At 46.2% G+C, this 14,633-nt stretch carries 14 protein-coding genes; 10 read left to right on the plus strand and 4 right to left on the minus strand.

The window, feature by feature from the left end; translation table 11 throughout:
* Positions 1–35: 35 nt before the first annotated feature.
* Together cpxA and cpxR are read right to left on the minus strand one after the other, a co-directional pair.
* A complete protein-coding gene (gene cpxA / locus JK198_RS11960) occupies positions 36–1,412 on the minus strand; it encodes an envelope stress sensor histidine kinase CpxA (protein ID WP_212710608.1) in 1,377 nt (458 codons plus the stop codon).
* Positions 1,409–2,104 (minus strand): envelope stress response regulator transcription factor CpxR, encoded by a 696-nt coding sequence (gene cpxR / locus JK198_RS11965; RefSeq protein WP_212708014.1) that lies wholly within the window; start codon positions 2,102–2,104, stop codon positions 1,409–1,411. Before cpxR ends, cpxA begins: the two co-directional genes overlap by 4 nt.
* 150 nt (positions 2,105–2,254) lie before the next feature.
* On the opposite strand from cpxR, the gene cpxP reads away from it, so the two are divergent.
* Positions 2,255–2,713, plus strand: coding sequence for a cell-envelope stress modulator CpxP (gene cpxP / locus JK198_RS11970; protein WP_212708013.1), 459 nt, complete (start codon positions 2,255–2,257; stop codon positions 2,711–2,713).
* A 298-nt stretch (positions 2,714–3,011) separates the two neighbouring features.
* On the opposite strand, the gene JK198_RS11975 is transcribed toward cpxP, so the two are convergent.
* Together JK198_RS11975 and JK198_RS11980 are read right to left on the minus strand one after the other, a co-directional pair.
* Complete coding sequence (locus JK198_RS11975) at positions 3,012–3,485, minus strand: hypothetical protein (protein ID WP_212708012.1); 474 nt, start codon at positions 3,483–3,485, stop codon at positions 3,012–3,014.
* A 9-nt stretch (positions 3,486–3,494) separates the two neighbouring features.
* Positions 3,495–4,235: a hypothetical protein gene (locus tag JK198_RS11980; RefSeq protein ID WP_212710607.1), complete on the minus strand. Its 741-nt coding sequence runs from the start codon at positions 4,233–4,235 to the stop codon at positions 3,495–3,497.
* Between the two features lie 603 nt (positions 4,236–4,838).
* Here JK198_RS11980 and fimA point away from each other — a divergent pair.
* The 9 genes from fimA (at position 4,839) to JK198_RS12025 (ending at position 14,616) form a co-directional block, all read left to right on the plus strand.
* Positions 4,839–5,417: a type 1 fimbrial major subunit FimA gene (gene fimA, locus JK198_RS11985; RefSeq protein WP_212708010.1), complete on the plus strand. Its 579-nt coding sequence runs from the start codon at positions 4,839–4,841 to the stop codon at positions 5,415–5,417.
* A 287-nt stretch (positions 5,418–5,704) separates the two neighbouring features.
* Positions 5,705–6,355 carry a fimbria/pilus periplasmic chaperone gene (locus JK198_RS11990; protein ID WP_249213123.1) on the plus strand — a complete coding sequence of 217 codons (651 nt, stop codon included), beginning with the start codon at positions 5,705–5,707 and terminating at the stop codon, positions 6,353–6,355.
* A 34-nt stretch (positions 6,356–6,389) separates the two neighbouring features.
* Positions 6,390–8,996 (plus strand): fimbrial biogenesis usher protein, encoded by a 2,607-nt coding sequence (locus tag JK198_RS11995; protein WP_212710606.1) that lies wholly within the window; start codon positions 6,390–6,392, stop codon positions 8,994–8,996.
* A 72-nt stretch (positions 8,997–9,068) separates the two neighbouring features.
* Positions 9,069–9,893 carry a fimbrial protein gene (locus tag JK198_RS12000; RefSeq protein ID WP_212708007.1) on the plus strand — a complete coding sequence of 275 codons (825 nt, stop codon included), beginning with the start codon at positions 9,069–9,071 and terminating at the stop codon, positions 9,891–9,893.
* 9 nt (positions 9,894–9,902) lie between these two features.
* Entirely contained in the window at positions 9,903–10,436 is a 534-nt protein-coding gene (locus tag JK198_RS12005) for a fimbrial protein (RefSeq protein WP_212708006.1), read from the plus strand.
* Between the two features lie 138 nt (positions 10,437–10,574).
* On the plus strand, positions 10,575–11,477 hold the full coding sequence (gene fieF / locus JK198_RS12010; RefSeq protein ID WP_212708005.1) for a CDF family cation-efflux transporter FieF: 903 nt from the start codon (positions 10,575–10,577) through the stop codon (positions 11,475–11,477).
* Between the two features lie 198 nt (positions 11,478–11,675).
* A complete protein-coding gene (gene pfkA, locus JK198_RS12015; protein WP_212708004.1) occupies positions 11,676–12,638 on the plus strand; it encodes a 6-phosphofructokinase in 963 nt (320 codons plus the stop codon).
* A gap of 146 nt (positions 12,639–12,784) precedes the next feature.
* Positions 12,785–13,774: a sulfate ABC transporter substrate-binding protein gene (locus JK198_RS12020; RefSeq protein ID WP_212708003.1), complete on the plus strand. Its 990-nt coding sequence runs from the start codon at positions 12,785–12,787 to the stop codon at positions 13,772–13,774.
* Between the two features lie 35 nt (positions 13,775–13,809).
* On the plus strand, positions 13,810–14,616 hold the full coding sequence (locus JK198_RS12025; protein ID WP_343877932.1) for a CDP-diacylglycerol diphosphatase: 807 nt from the start codon (positions 13,810–13,812) through the stop codon (positions 14,614–14,616).
* Positions 14,617–14,633: the final 17 nt, after the last annotated feature.

Below are 14,633 nucleotides of genomic sequence, written 5' to 3' on the forward strand. Positions count from 1 at the left end.
AGGGCTCCCGCTGACGAGAGCCGCAGAATATCAAATTATTGACGTGCAGAGTATAACGGAAGCCAGATAGTCAGGCGTAAGCCACCCAGCGGGCTGTCATCGGCTTTCACCCGGCCATGATGCTGCTGTAATGCCGTATCAACAATCGCCAGCCCGAGTCCGGTTCCGCCGGATTCCCTGTCGCGCGCTTCATCAGTACGATAAAACGGCCGGAAAATTTGTTCCCGGTCTTCCGGACTCACGCCCGGACCATCATCATCCACATGAATAGTGATACCTTCCCGGTCTACAGAGAAACTGACGATGATGTGGGTATGGGAATAACGCAGTGCATTACGGATAATATTTTCCAGCGCGCTTTCCAGTGCATGGGGGTTACCGTATAAAGGCCAGGGACCGGGCGGATAAGGAACCTCCATTTTTTTTCCCATCTGTTCGGCTTCAAATTTGGCATCTTCCAGCACACCATTCCACAGGTGGTTCGCTTTCATCGCTTCACTGACCAGGGCGTTATTATGCTGAGTCCGTGACAGTACTAATAAGTCATTGATCATACCGTCCAGTCGCTTGGCTTCCATCTCTATTCTGCCGAGCTCTTTACTTTCGCCCGAACGCCTGCGCAGTAAGGCCGTTGCCAGTTGTAAGCGAGTGAGGGGGGTGCGCAGCTCATGACTGATATCTGACAGTAGCCGTTGCTGGGCTGTCATCATCCGTTCCAGCGCACTGACCATTTGGTTAAAACTTGCCCCGGCGGCCAGAAATTCCTGTGGTCCTGACTCAAGCTCCGGATGCTGCCTTAAGTTACCTGCGGCGACTTCATCAGCAGCTTGCTTCAGCTTACGGGCTGGTTTTGCCAGACTCCATGCCAGCCATAATAATAAGGGAGAGCTAATCAGCATAGTCACAATCAGCAGTAATAAAGGCCGGTCAAATAACAGATTAATAAAGTCCAGCTGTGAGCTGGTGGCCGGACGGACCATATACAGCTGGTAGTTGTCTTCACCGTCAGCAACCGCGAACGGGCCAATCATTTCGATTCGGCCATAGGTTTTCTTTTGCGGATGATCGGCATTATCAGATTGTCCGATAAAGTTACGGATAATCTGCATTTCATTATGGCGTGCGCCAATGACTCTTCCCTCTGAAGTTACCAGCAGTAAATGCTGGCCGGGAGGGGCCCATTTATCGATAGCCCGATATAATCTGCGCCACCACATCAGGTCATTGGGTGGGTCCTGCGCCAGCTCGGCCTCCACATGCTGTTCGATCATTACGCCCTGGCGCTGTTCACTTTCCAGTAATGATGTCATCTGCCGGGAGTCGAGCTTTGGTACCATTAATACCAGCATCAATACTAAGGCCAGCGTAAGCCAGAAAATAGCAAAGATGCGGGTGGTTAAACTGCTTATCATGAGGCTGAAACCATCAGGTAGCCTCTGCCTCGCAGGGTTTTAAACCAGGGGTGACCATCATGCCGTTCAGGCAGCTTACGGCGCAAATTTGAGATATGCATATCAATGGCCCGGTCAAAAGGAGTGAGTCGTTTCCCCAATACTTCCTGACTGAGATGTTCTCTGGAGACGACCTGTCCCAGGTGCTGTGCCAGCAGGTACAAAAGCGTAAACTCGGTACCGGTCAGGTCCAGGACTTGATTATCAAAGCTGGCTTCCTGACGCCCGGGATTAAGTTTAAGATGGTCGACCTGTAGTGAAGAAGAGCTTGTCTCTGTATGTTGTTGCTCGCTCCAGTTAGAACGACGCAAAATGGCACGTATTCTGGCAACCAGTTCGCGATCATTAAACGGTTTTGGCAGGTAGTCATCGGCACCCAGTTCCAGGCCGAGCACTCTGTCGAGCTCACTGCCGCGGGCTGTCAGCATAATAACCGGTGTCTGATGCTGCTGACGTAACTCTTTCAGTGTGTCGATACCATTTTTCTTCGGCATCATGACATCTAGCAGCAGCAGGTCAACGGAACTATCCAGTAAAGATAATGCCTGTTCACCATCATCTGCCACGATGATCTCAAAGCCTTCCATCTCCAGCAATTCTTTCAATAAAGATGTCAGTTCCCGATCATCATCAACCAGCAATATTTTATTCATTATGTTTTCCTCCGCAGGAAAAATACCGTGTTCCATGGTTATCCGGTTGTCACTTTACGTAGTTTTACACCCCCTGACGGATGTTTGCAGCTACGGGATTACACTGGTTCCCGTTGAATCGATAAACGCTAAACACTCCCGGAGTCAAGGATGCGCCATCTTATCATCGTCGCACTTTCGTCACTGGTCTTTGCTGGTCAGGCTACTGCAAAATGTGACGGAATGATGAAAGATAAAATGGAACAGCAATTACCAGTGACCTCAGAGAGTATGGCGCACAATTCGCAAAATCATATGTTTGATGGTATCGAATTATCGGAACAACAGCGTCAGCAAATGCGCGATCTGATGTATCAGGCGCGGCAGGCCAGGTCAGGAATTACTGTTTCTGATATTGAACTGATGCACAAACTTGAAACAGCCAGAGATTTTAATGAACCTGCAGTCCGTGCGCAGGCTGAGAAGATGGCCGAGATAAACGAGCAGGTAGCGATGGCAAGAGTACGCCATCAGATGTATAACCTGCTGACTGCGGAACAGCAGGCAGAGTTACAGAAGAATTTTGAGTTACGTATGAACAATATACGTAGCGTAAGCCAGTTACCGTAAGCAGCGATGCTGATTACCGTAAAGCAGTACCAACAGTATGTAGTATCCCTTTTTTCCTTGCCATAGACACCATCCCTGTCTTCCCCCCTCAGTAATGAGGGGGTTTTTTTTGTCTTCATTTTCTTGTACGTCCGGTCTGCTCTCTCTGCCGCGGATATTTGATGGTCAGTGAATAATCGCATAATAGTCTGTGACTGCCATTATTATCTGTTATGCCTGATTAACTGCAGCCCTACCTGCACCGATCGTGGTATCACCTGAAACGGGCACGGGTGGGGTACAGTCTGTGGTATTTATATCAGGTAAGCTTTTTGCAATAGAGCGACGGAATATAGCCATTAGTGAAGACATATCGGGACGGATTAAGTCTGTAAATGAAAAAGTCCTGTGGTGAGTTAACCGATTGCAGGTATTTGGGCAGGACGTCAGCAAGAGGCCCGGCACTTTCCGGAAGCTCCTGGGCATTAGAAATTTTTTCCGTAATAAAGCGATAGTGGTTGTTTTTTGAGGTTATACGGGCATAGATGCTGCGGTTCAGCACATATGTTTTGCCATCTTTATTCAGGATACCACGCAGATAAACGGTACTCACACGGTCATCAATCAGGAAGAGTACATTCATGGTCAGCTTACTGCTCTGTTTCGAAACTGTAATCTGTCCGGTACAGTTAATCGTACGGTCGCCGGCATTATTGGTTCTTATAATATAAAAAGTGCCTGATAATGTGATTAACAGGATAGCCACGCCAATTGACAATATTTTAGTATTCATTATGCCTTCTTATAAATAGTAAAAGGAAGAGCAGTCAGCGGTCGGATCTCTGGCATCGTTATCGCAAAGCAGCACCGAAGATCGTTTTATATTTCTCTCACAACTAAAATAGATGTTCCTTGCCGGAATGTTATCGAAGTCATGGGCGTGCTGTTCCAGGAAAGGCAACGCATAATCCGCCGGGCACTTATCACTGTTAAGATATACAGAAAGGCCGTTTACTGTCGCTACTTTTCGATAGTCGACCAGTGGCTGATAATCACCGGAACTTAAGTTTTTATAGTAATCCACCATTTTCAGCATCGCCCCGAAAAAAACCACAATTAATATTAAAGGGATTAAAATGATGTTAATCAAAAAATATCTTTTTATTGATCTTTTTTTATCTGAACTTTTTTCATTTACTTCACTATATTCACTTTCAATCGGCTCACTGGCCGGTGACTGAGTCTCTGCTGTTATATTGATTTCCGGAGGAGACTGAACCGAATCATCATCAGCAGGTAATCGCTCGGAGGTTATCTCTTGCTGGCCTGTCTTATAATAATTATTGATATATTCTTCCAGAGACTCAGGGGTATCAAACGAGATTACGCTGAATTCGTCGGGTATTGTGATGCCCTGTCTGAACACTGTTTTCAGAACCTGTTGGTCGGTGATCTGAGAAAGAGCTTTTCTAATCAGCAGTACATTTTGATTCAGAGTGTTGGTTGTAACAATGAAACCATGTTTTTCCCATCCGGCGTGCATCAGTGTTTTTCTGCTGACAATTTTTCATTTTTCCTGAAGCAGGCAGATTAAACAGGCCGATGCAGAAGTCAGCAGACGATTACTTATTGTCTTTTCCGGATTGCTGACAGTGTGAAGACTACTATCGTAAATTATTTTGTTAGCAATGAAATAATAACGAGCATGTTTTTTCATGTGTGCTGCCATTGCGTAATTTTTTTTTCGAGGATTAAGTCTAACGTAAAATTCCTATTCCATCAATTGATGGCATTTCACATCTCAATTTAAATCGTAACTCATTGTTTAGTATTGGTTTTATATCATTTATTAAAAAGTGATAAGATTTGATTATATTATGAAAAAATCCTAATTTATTATTTGCTCCGACATCAGAAGATGAGCATTACTACTTAGTTTAATTTTACTTAGTTAATTGGAAAATGTTTCATCATCTAATGATTCAGCGCGTCTGAATATTTAGTGGGTTAAATGGATAGAGCTTTGATGTCAGGTATAAAGCAATCAGCAGGGTAATTGTTATCTTAGTGTTAATTCAGTTTATCTTGTGATGACTGCAAATGAATATTAATTCTCTTTTATTAAAGAGCACCAGGAACTTATATAATGAAATTAAATAAAATTATCTTAGCAATGCTGACTTCAGCTTCTCTTCTGGCCGCTGCAGGTGTTCATGCCGAAGACGACCCGACTCCGGCAGATACCACAACAACAGTACAAGGTGGTGTGGTTCACTTTAACGGAAGTCTGGTGAACGCAGCCTGTGCTGTCAGCACTGAATCAGCAGATCAGATTGTAAACCTGGGACAATACCGTACGGCATCATTCCAGAGTATCGGTGATACCAGCGCAACTATTCCGTTTAAAATTGTCCTGAATGACTGTGATACAACAGTGGCTAAAACTGCCCGTGTTGCTTTCTCCGGACAGACTACCGGAACTGATGCCACCTTACTGGCCATCAACTCCAGCAGTAACGATGCAACTGCGACGGGTGTCGGTATTCAGATTCTGGATGAGGATTCCTCAGTGATGACACCGGACGGGTCAACCTTCAGTAAAGGCCATAGCTTAATCGATGGTACTAACACCCTGAACTTTGCTGCACGTTATAAAGCGACTTCTGCTACGCCAACACCAGGCCAGGCAAACGCAGATGCTGTATTTACCATGCAGTATAACTAATTCTGAACCGTACTTCATATCAGTAAAACTGTGCAGTTAGTCGCTGATAACTGAAGTCTCGTCAGACGATTGTCCGGGCAATAGAGAGTCGCGCTATTCTGCCCGGATAATATTAACCACTGTAGGTTCCCGGGATCCGGTGATCTTAAAACATCCCCGGGAATACCAGTGTCTTAAATATTTTTCATAACCTCCCATAAAGGAAATAAGTAATGAATATTAATGTTAAAAACCATGGGGTAAGGAGTATATTAAAAGGAATTTTTGGTGCACTACTGTTTAGCGCAATGTTACCCGCTGCCTCTCTGGCTGCTGGCGGGGTCTCATTAGGTGCCACGCGGGTGATTTATGATCAATCAGATAAGCAGACTTCATTGGCTATTTTGAATAGCGATCAAAAAAGCCGCTATCTGGTCCAGTCATGGGTTGAGGATAAAAATGAGAAAAAAACATCTGATTTTATTATCACGCCGCCACTATTCGTGATTGATACAAAAAGTGAAAATACAATAAGAATAATAAATGTTAATGATAGTCTGCCGAAAGACAGAGAATCTGTTTACTGGCTGAATGTGAAAGCAATCCCTGAAGTCAGTAAAGACAGTGTTGACGGGAAGAATGTATTACAGCTGGCTATCCTGACCAGGATAAAATTGTTTGTTCGTCCATCGACACTCACTATGGCTTCTTCTCAGGCTCCGGGAAAAATAAGTTATACCCTGCAGGGTAACCAGATGATTATCAGTAATCCGACACCTTACTTCGTTAACATGGTTAATGTCTCTCTTGGTGGAAAAAAACTCGATGCCATTATGGCCTCTCCGATGGATAAAACAGTAGTGAAAATTCCGGGCGGAGTGACCGGTGAGCTGAGATTTAGTGCAATTAGTGATTTTGGTGCTGTGTCTCCAGTGACAACAGTAACACCCGGAAAATAATAGTATCCGATGACTGATATCCAGAGCATTGATAATGAAAAGAATAAAAAGCAAACAGACGAAGATAAAAACGCCTGGGTTAAATATCATTACAGCCATGTTACTGGCAACACCATTATTCAGTCATGCGGAAGCTTACTTTAATACGCAATTCCTGGGTGATGATGCCAGTGCAGTTGCTGATATTACCCGATTTATTGACTCCGGGTCTTCTGTACCTCCGGGAACCTATACTGTTGATGTTTATCTGAATGATAATTTTGTCGCTACCCGCGATATTAATTTTGTCTATGCGGATAAGTCGAAGACTGATAATGAAAAAGAAAAGAAAGGTTTACTGCCTTGTCTGAATGAAGCATGGTTAGTAAAGTTCGGTGTACTTTTTAATGAAGAAGCACTGAAAAAAGATAATGCAGGGAAGCAATGTCTTTTTATTACCAATGTTATACCTTCGGCATCAACGGAGTTTGATGTTAAAAAACTCAGACTGAATGTTAATGTTCCTCAGGCTTTTCTTAAAGGGACAGAACGAGGTTATATCCCTCCCGATGAATGGGATGAAGGGATCAATGCCCTGCTGTTTAATTATAATTTTAGCGGTGATCACAGCTCTTACGGGGACTCCTATTTTCTTAGCCTGACCAGCGGGGCTAACCTCGGAGCATGGCGCCTGAGAAATAATGGTTCATGGAGCCGTAACACATCATCCAGTGGGAGTACTTCCCAATGGAACAATATCAACACTTACCTTGAACGGGATGTAATCCCTCTCAAAGGGCAGTTTGTGGCTGGTGACAGTACTTCGGGGAATGACGTTTTTGACAGTAATTCATTCCGCGGTATCAGGCTCTATTCATCAGACAGCATGTACCCTGACTCAATGCAAGGCTATGCACCGACAGTGCGCGGAGTAGCGAAGACGAACGCCAGGGTTGTTGTCAGACAGAACGGGTATATTGTTTATCAGACGTATGTCCCCCCGGGGCCTTTTGAGCTGACGGATATTAACCCGCAGATGACCAACGGTAACCTTGAGGTCACGGTAGAAGAAAAAGACGGGTCAATACAAAAATATGTACAGCCATATTCGACGGTTCCGGTATTACAACGAGAAGGCCGGGCGAAATATGATGTAGTCATTGGCCGTTTCCGTAGCGGAATTAATGATCAGGATAATCCTTTCTATAGCCAGGCAACGCTGCTCTATGGATTATCTGACGGGTATACTCTGTATGGCGGAAGCCAGATGAGTAATCATTATAAATCCTATGCACTGGGTCTGGGTATTAATATCGGTGAATGGGGAGCGACGTCATTTGACTTTACCCAGTCAGATACCACGCTGAGCGATGGCAGTAAAAAAAGTGGTCAGTCACTGCGTTTTTTATATGCCAAATCTCTGGAGACTTTCGGGACCACAGTCCAGTTATTAGGTTACCGGTATTCCACACGGGGTTTTTATACTCTGAGTGATTCGGCCTATAAATATATGTCAGGTTACGATTATTCTTCAATGATTGATAATCCGGATGGGAAAACAAATGTGCTTTCCGGGTACTACAACCTCAGGAATACCCGAAAAGGGAATCTTCAGTTAAATATTACTCAGCGGCTGGGTGATTATGGGTCTTTGTATGTTACCGGCTCGGAACAGACCTATTGGAACACAGGGTCTAAAGACCGTTATTATCAGGCCGGATATACCTCTGGCTGGAGAGGTATTTCTTATACGGTCGCCTGGTCTTATAACCAGGTTCGGGATATGAACACCAGTGAACGGATGCTGTCATTCAATCTCTCGGTACCGTTATCACTGTTCAGTGCAGGGAACTCGTATAAAGCCCGGCCGATTGACAGTATGTTCGCTACGTTCAGTGCTAACCATAGTACTGAAGGCGGCACAGTCTGGAATACCGGGTTAAGCGGTACTGCTCTGGCCGACCGGAATCTGAGTTATGGTATCAGCCAGGGACACAGCGGACGAAACGGTGCGTCAGGTGCGCTGAATGCCAGTTACCGGGGAACCTACGGTACATCAAACCTGGGGTATAACTACAGTAGTACATACCATAGCCTGAATTACGGACTCTCCGGCGGGGTCATTGTTCACCGTAACGGAATTACTTTCGGCCAGCCTTTAGGCACCACCAATGTTCTGATTAAAGCTGCCGGGGCCGATAATGTGAAAGTACAGAATCAGACCGGTGTAAAAACCGACTGGCGTGGCTATACCTATCTGCCATATGCCACGGCTTACCGGAATAACCGTATTGCACTGGATACTAATTCACTGGATGACCATACCGATATTCAGGATAACGTCCGGAATGTTATACCGACACAAGGCGCTATCGTCAGGGCTGACTTTATTGCCACCCGCGGTTATCAGGCTCTGTTTAATATTGTCCGGCCGAATGGTTCTCCGGTGCCGTTCGGATCTATGGTGACTGAGTCCGAAGGTGATGCTTCCGGAATCATTAGTGATAACGGCCAGGTTTATTTAAATGGTCTGAATGAGCAGGGGAAATTAACTATTAAATGGGGAGCAGCGAAGAATGAAAGTTGTACAGTTAAATATGCCCTCTCTGCTCAGGATACGGCGAAAAGGATTATCCGCCGTCATTTTAATTGTGCCCAATAAATTCAGGAGAAAGTTATGTTCAGATATAAATGGATAATTTTTTTATTACCTCTGTTTTGGATGCAGGGAGCAATGAGTATGATCCGAGTGGATGCCTTTAGCTGGTCGATAGGACCGAATGGTATTGTGATTAATAATTCATCGGCAACTGTAACCTATCCCGGAGCTTTATGTTTCGGAGCTTCGGCTTGTGGTATTTCTCTGGGGATGCAAATTACCGATAATAATATCGGCTCAATAAAATTCATTATATTAGGCCAGGGATCGCCTTCGGCATTTGGTTCGGAGCAGGCGGTAGCATTTATTAATGGTCTGTCAGGAAAAACCATTAGCGGTACCGCCGGGTTAGCAAAACCAGGGATAACAGTTAATGCATGTCTTTTTCAGTATCAGAAGACATCATCTTCTGAAAGTCATGATCGCCTGCCCGGTGTCTGCTCAGGTGGTTATGTTCCTCCGGTGCCGGTGCCCGGAAGTTGCGATCTGAGCCTGAATAACAGTGTGATGGATTTTGGTGATATTTCCTCGGCAGCCCTTTACAGTGCCGGTGCCGGCGGAAAACCGTCAGGCGTCACAGTCCAGCAGCGCACCCTGAATATCAGCTGTACGCCGGCAACAACAGGACTGGCGTATCTGCGTATGACCACGGATTCTGCTTCAGGAAATATGCTGGTTTCTTCCAATAAAGATGTCGGTTTTTTAGTCAGTGCCGGGGCAAATGATCCTGCGGTTCAGCCACTGACACCGAATGCATTATCGGGAGGATATGAACTCACACTGGACAGTACTGGTCAGGCGAGTATCCCGATTAAGGCGATCCCGGTGAATGTCACCGGTAATAAGCCAGTTGCCGGCACCTTCAGCAGTCATGCTCTGCTCAATATCTCGTGGAACTAGGATGTCGCGATGAAAACATTACGACGATCTTTACCGGCGATAGCCGTCGGCTCATTGCTTTCTCTTTTTTTGTCCGGTCATTGTTTCGCGACCGGTGCCGATTTGGTACTGCGGGGTAATGTGACAGAACAAACCTGCACCGCTTCGGCGGGAAGTCAGAACTTTTTTGTTGAGCTTGGTAGCTGGGCTACACCCACACTCAATGGTAGCGCGGGGAAAGTCTCGCCAGAAAAGCCATTCTCAATTCAGCTGGAAGGCTGCCCTGCTGTCGCTATCAGTATTATTTTTACCGGAAATATTGCTGACGGCAGCAGTAATCTGCTGGCGATTGATTCAGGGAATGACACGGCCAAAAATGTTGCCATCGAGCTCCTGAATGATGATATGAGCCGTCTGGGGTTATCTGACGCGTCACGGACTGTGACGGCGGATGCCAGCGGTAATGCGACCTTTCATTTTTATGCCCGTTATATCAGTACCGCCAGTCAGGTTACTGCCGGGCAGGCCAATGCCAGTTCAGTCTTTACTATAAGTTATAATTAATCCGGTGATTGACCACTCAGGGCAATCGATACCTTTGCCCTGAGTAACTCTCTTTCCTGCTGCTCACCCGCCCGCTGATCGCCACAATAAGTGCTTTAGGCTATTCTCTGCGGATGGTTAAGAAACTCAGGAAGCCTTATGGACACCTCTTATGCCAGGCTGGTCACTCGTGCCGCGATTGCGGCTACCGTGCTGGCCTCGCTGTTACTGATCATGAAAACGATAGCCTGGTGGTATACCGGTTCTGTGAGTGTGCTGGCTGCGCTGGTAGATTCATTAGTTGATATCGGGGCTTCACTGACGAATCTGCTGGTCGTCCGTTATTCTCTGCAACCGGCAGATGATGACCATACCTTTGGCCATGGTAAAGCTGAATCCCTGGCGACCTTAGCCCAGAGTATGTTTATCAGTGGATCAGCCTTGTTTCTTTTCCTGACCAGTATTCAGCATTTTATTACCCCCGGAAATTTTCGGGCACCGCTGGTCGGAGTGATTGTCACGCTGATTGCTTTAGTTTCGACACTGATACTGGTGACGTTTCAGCGCCGGGTCGTCAGAAAAACACATAGTCAGGCGATCCGCGCCGATATGCTTCACTATCAGTCCGACGTATTAATGAATGGTGCTATCCTGATTGCACTGCTGCTCAGCTGGTATGGATTTACGGCAGCGGATGCGTTATTCGCTTTCGGGATTGGTATTTACATCCTTATTTCTGCGGTACGTATGGGCTATGAAGCCGTCCAGGCCTTACTGGACAGAGCATTGCCGGATGAGGAAATTCAGCAGATAATCAGCATCGTTTCTCAGTGGCAGGGGGTCTGCGGCGCACATGATCTGCGAACCCGTCAGTCAGGGCCGACGAAATTTATACAATTGCATTTAGAGATGAAAGATGACCTGCCATTAGTGATGGCACATCAGCGGGCCGATCAGCTGGAAGAGGCACTGAAAGCCTGTTTTCCGGCCGCGGATGTCATTATCCATCAGGACCCTTCGTCTTCTGTCCCAGAGGAGAAAAGGGGAAAATTTATTTTTTAGTTTACAGATCAAATGTTAAATTTTTTCTGTAACAGTTATGATTGCGCAACAACGGGTATTGAGTGACCTAAATCAATCCTGTCAGCTACGTTTGGTATACTATTAAGCAAGATCAGCTCTTATTTGCAGGCGCCGGTACACAGTGACCGCGTTGACTGAAAAGATTAACCCTTAGCTTCAAACTATCCAGAGGTTGTCATGATCAAAAAAATCGGTGTATTAACCAGCGGCGGAGACTCCCCTGGTATGAATGCGGCTATCCGTGGTGTGGTCCGGACAGGATTAGGCCAGGGACTGGAAGTTTTTGGGATCTATGATGGCTACCTCGGGCTGTATGAAGACCGGATGGTCAGTCTGGATCGTTACAGTGTTTCAGACATGATTAACCGCGGTGGTACTTTTCTGGGGTCTGCCCGTTTTCCGGAGTTTCGTGAAGAGGCTACCCGGCAAATTGCTATCGAAAATATGAAAAAACGCGGACTGGATGCGCTGGTGGTTATCGGCGGTGATGGTTCTTATATGGGCGCTAAGCGGCTGACAGAAATGGGATTTCCCTGTATAGGGTTGCCGGGAACCATTGATAACGATGTTGCCGGTACCGATTATACTATCGGTTATCATACTGCTCTGGAAACGGTGGTAGAAGCTATCGACAGATTACGTGATACCTCATCTTCTCACCAGCGTATTTCTATTGTTGAAGTGATGGGCCGGCACTGTGGTGACCTGACCTTGTCGGCAGCTATTGCCGGAGGTTGTGAGTTTTTTGTGGTACCGGAAATCCCTTATACCCGCGAAGAGCTGGTCGAGGAAATTAAAGCCGGCATTGCGAAAGGTAAGAAACACGCGATTGTCGCTATTACTGAACTTATCTGTGATGCCAGCGAACTGGCACGGTATATCGAAAAAGAGACCGGCCGTGAAACCCGTGCGACAGTGCTGGGACATATTCAGCGCGGCGGAGCACCTTGTGCTTATGACCGTATACTCGCATCCCGTATGGGGACCTATGCTATTGATCTGTTATTACAGGGATATGGCGGACGCTGTGTCGGTGTACAGAACGAAAAAATGGTTCACCACGATATTATTGATGCCATAGAAAATATGAAGCGTCCGTTCCGTCGTGACATGCTTGATACCGCGAAAAGGCTGTATTAACCGCTTTGCCTGCCGGAGGAAGTTCTGCCGGCAGCTCTCCCCCGATCTCTCGTTTATTCATTTGTGATATAAAAACGACCTTTTAGTTCTTTAAGTTATTTTGATGATTATGCCAACCTGTTGCTCTATAACACAGGGGGCATAATATGAAAAAGTGGCATGTTGGATTAGCTTTGCTGATGGTATCCGGCAGTACGCTGGCGAAAGATATTCAATTACTGAATGTCTCTTATGATCCGACCAGAGAATTTTACGAACAATATAACAAAGCCTTTAGTGCGCATTACAAGCAGGAAACCGGTGATAATGTGATTATTCGTCAGTCACATGGTGGTTCCGGCAAACAGGCGACTTCCGTGATTAACGGCATCCGGGCAGATGTGGTCACGCTGGCACTGGAGTCGGATGTCGATGCTATTGCTAACAGCGGACGGATTAATCCGGGCTGGATCAAGAAATTACCGGATAATTCTGCCCCCTATACCTCTACGATCGTGTTCCTGGTACGTAAAGGAAACCCCAAAAATATTCATGACTGGAATGATCTGATCAAGCCAGGTGTTTCCGTGATCACCCCTAACCCTAAAACATCCGGCGGGGCCCGCTGGAACTATCTTGCTGCCTGGGGTTATGCCCTTGACCATAACGACGGTTCTCCGCAAAAAGCTCAGGATTTCGTCAAAGCGTTATTTAAAAACGTTACTGTGCAGGATTCCGGAGCCCGTGGCGCGACCAATACTTTTGCCGAACGTGGTATCGGTGATGTACTGATTGCCTGGGAAAATGAAGCTTATCTGGCAAAAAACAAACTCAAAGATCAGCAATTTGAAATTATCACACCGAGTGAGTCCATCCTTGCTGAACCTACCGTCGCCGTTGTCGATAAAGTTGTGGATGAGCGTGGCACCCGTCAGGTCGCTGAAGATTACCTGAAGTATTTGTATTCACCGGAAGGACAGAAGATCGCGGCGGAAAATTATTATCGCCCGCGTGATCCGGCGGTAGCTAAGGAATTTGCTAATGAATTTAAACCGGTTAAATTATTTACTATTGATAATAAATTCGGTGGCTGGACGGCGGCACAGAAAACACACTTCAGCGACGGTGGCACCTACGATCAGATAATGAAACCATAATTATCCCGGATGACTTTCCCCCTGATTAAAGTAACATGAAGGTCTGGTTAAACAGGGGGATGGAAGGGTTTATGGTATCTGCAGGTAAAGTAAAACTTTGGCTGGCAGTGGTGTGCGTTATTATCCTGCTGGTGGTCTTCTTGCTGGCACCGCGGCTTCATGATCATTCTGACGTTCTGTGGAAGTTTGTCAGCCAGCAGTGTGTGCCGGAGATGGAAAAGAATCATCGTCCGGCACCCTGTGAAAAAGTCGACCTGGCCGCGGGATATGTTTTATTTAAAGACAGGGTGGGTCCGCTACAGTATCTGTTAATGCCAGTGGCAAAAATATCAGGTATCGAAAGCCCCCGGTTGCTTGATAGCCAGACTGCTAATTTCTTCTCTCTTGCATGGCATGAACGGCATCTGCTGTCAGAAAAAAATCAGTCACCGGTGCAAGACAGCGATCTGGCGATGACCATCAATTCAGCCTCGGGCCGGACACAAAATCAATTACATATACATATGTCCTGCCTTCGTCCGGATATTGCCCGACAGATGGCAGGATTAACGCCTGATTTATCATCACACTGGCAGCAATATACCCTGAGGTCACATCCTTACTTAATCCGGACGCTGACACCAGAGGAACTGGATCAACAGAGTGTATTTATACGGGTCGCACAGGAAATTCCGGGCGCGGCTGAACACATGGGAGATTATGGTCTTGCTCTGACAGAATTACCCGATGGTCAGCTGGTATTACTGGCTCTCAGAAAACAATTATTGACAGGGAATACAGGCTCTGCCGAGGAATTACAGGATCATCAGTGTGAAATACTGAAGAAAAATAACGGCGCATGATGCGCCGTTATTCAGCA

Source organism: Tatumella sp. JGM91 (assembly GCF_018257575.1).
GTDB lineage: Bacteria > Pseudomonadota > Gammaproteobacteria > Enterobacterales > Enterobacteriaceae > Tatumella > Tatumella punctata.

Coding starts and splice junctions, on each gene's coding strand:
- pfkA (WP_212708004.1), top strand. CDS start 11,676: ATGATCAAAAAAATCGGTGTATTAACCAGCGGCGGAGACTCCCCTGGT.
- cpxA (WP_212710608.1), bottom strand. CDS start 1,412: ATGATAAGCAGTTTAACCACCCGCATCTTTGCTATTTTCTGGCTTACG.
- JK198_RS12020 (WP_212708003.1), top strand. CDS start 12,785: ATGAAAAAGTGGCATGTTGGATTAGCTTTGCTGATGGTATCCGGCAGT.
- JK198_RS11990 (WP_249213123.1), top strand. CDS start 5,705: ATGTTACCCGCTGCCTCTCTGGCTGCTGGCGGGGTCTCATTAGGTGCC.
- fimA (WP_212708010.1), top strand. CDS start 4,839: ATGAAATTAAATAAAATTATCTTAGCAATGCTGACTTCAGCTTCTCTT.
- fieF (WP_212708005.1), top strand. CDS start 10,575: ATGGACACCTCTTATGCCAGGCTGGTCACTCGTGCCGCGATTGCGGCT.
- JK198_RS11975 (WP_212708012.1), bottom strand. CDS start 3,485: ATGAATACTAAAATATTGTCAATTGGCGTGGCTATCCTGTTAATCACA.
- JK198_RS11995 (WP_212710606.1), top strand. CDS start 6,390: ATGAAAAGAATAAAAAGCAAACAGACGAAGATAAAAACGCCTGGGTTA.
- cpxR (WP_212708014.1), bottom strand. CDS start 2,104: ATGAATAAAATATTGCTGGTTGATGATGATCGGGAACTGACATCTTTA.
- cpxP (WP_212708013.1), top strand. CDS start 2,255: ATGCGCCATCTTATCATCGTCGCACTTTCGTCACTGGTCTTTGCTGGT.
- JK198_RS12000 (WP_212708007.1), top strand. CDS start 9,069: ATGAGTATGATCCGAGTGGATGCCTTTAGCTGGTCGATAGGACCGAAT.
- JK198_RS12005 (WP_212708006.1), top strand. CDS start 9,903: ATGAAAACATTACGACGATCTTTACCGGCGATAGCCGTCGGCTCATTG.
- JK198_RS11980 (WP_212710607.1), bottom strand. CDS start 4,235: ATGCACGCCGGATGGGAAAAACATGGTTTCATTGTTACAACCAACACT.
- JK198_RS12025 (WP_343877932.1), top strand. CDS start 13,810: ATGAAGGTCTGGTTAAACAGGGGGATGGAAGGGTTTATGGTATCTGCA.